The sequence below is a fragment of the Variovorax sp. CCNWLW235 genome (assembly GCF_037204085.1).
Lineage (GTDB): Bacteria > Pseudomonadota > Gammaproteobacteria > Burkholderiales > Burkholderiaceae_C > Variovorax.
Window position 1 is genome coordinate 1 of sequence record NZ_JBBCBW010000049.1, and the last position, 1,131, is coordinate 1,131.

At 60.2% G+C, this 1,131-nt stretch carries 1 protein-coding gene; it reads left to right on the top strand.

Annotated elements, in window-relative coordinates; translation table 11 throughout:
- Positions 1-53 precede the first annotated feature (53 nt).
- A complete protein-coding gene (locus tag V9L21_RS26355) occupies positions 54-1,124 on the top strand; it encodes an IS30 family transposase (protein ID WP_337315723.1) in 1,071 nt (356 codons plus the stop codon).
- Positions 1,125-1,131 lie beyond the last annotated feature (7 nt).

Genomic DNA, 1,131 nt, shown 5'->3' on the forward strand with positions numbered 1-1,131 from the left:
GGCGGTTTCAATTCTGAAGTGCAACACACTCGAGCCTGAAGGGGAGAGCTTGCATGAACAGAAGTTACGAACAGTTGAGTGCCGAAGAGCGCGGGATGATCATGGCGATGAAGCTGCAAGGACGCAGCGCCAGATCTATCGCCCAGACCTTGCAGCGTGCTCCCAGCACGATCACACGAGAGTTGCGACGTAACGGATTCAAAGCCGATGCGGAGCTCGGCACGATGGGGCGCCCGCGCATTGCGGGTGGCTACGATGCAGTAAGGGCCGGTGCACGCTCGCGGCGCGTACGACGCCAGGCACGGCGTCGGTGCAAGCTCCATTTCGAGGGCGCACTGTGGCGCAAGGTTCGAGCGCTGCTGGAGCAACGTTGGTCGCCCGAGCAGATCGCCGGCACACTCAAGCAAGAGCACCCTGGACAACGCGAATTGCAAGCTTCTCACGAGACGATCTACACGGCCATCTATGCCGCTCCGCGCGGAGGATTGCGCAAGGAACTGGTGGCGCTGCTACGCCAAGGTCGCGGTGCGCGCAAACCTCGCGCTCGGGGAGAAGACAGGCGGGGCTCGCTACAGGAGATGGTGAGCATTCATGTGCGTCCGCCCGAAGCTAGCGATCGCCTGTTGCCCGGACATTGGGAGGGCGACTTGATCAAGGGGAAGCTCAACCGTTCGGCCGTGGGCACCTTGGTATGCCGCAAGACCTTGTTTGTGATGCTGGTCAAGATGGATGGCGCCACGGCGCTGGATGCCCTCAGGGGCTACGAGCAAGCCTTCTCGCCATTGGACGAAGCGCTTCGCAAAACCTTGACCTACGACCAAGGCAAAGAAATGGCTTTGCACAAGAAGCTGGCCGAGAGCACGGGCCTGAAGATCTACTTTGCGGATCCTCACAGCCCCTGGCAGCGCGGCATCAACGAGAACACCAACGGCCTGATCAGGCAGTACCTGCCCAAGGGAACCGATCTGAGCGTCCACTCTCAACGCCATCTCGATCACATTGCCTGGAGCTTGAACACCCGCCCACGCAAAACCTTGGGCTTCCGTACTCCGGCCCAAGTCCTCTTCGAGGACTGTTTCAACCAGAATGTCGACATCCAATCCATCGTTGCACTTGGGATTTGAGACCGCC

Excerpts from the sequence above, each read along its gene's own strand:
- V9L21_RS26355 (WP_337315723.1), top strand. The coding sequence starts at position 54 with ATGAACAGAAGTTACGAACAGTTGAGTGCCGAAGAGCGCGGGATGATC.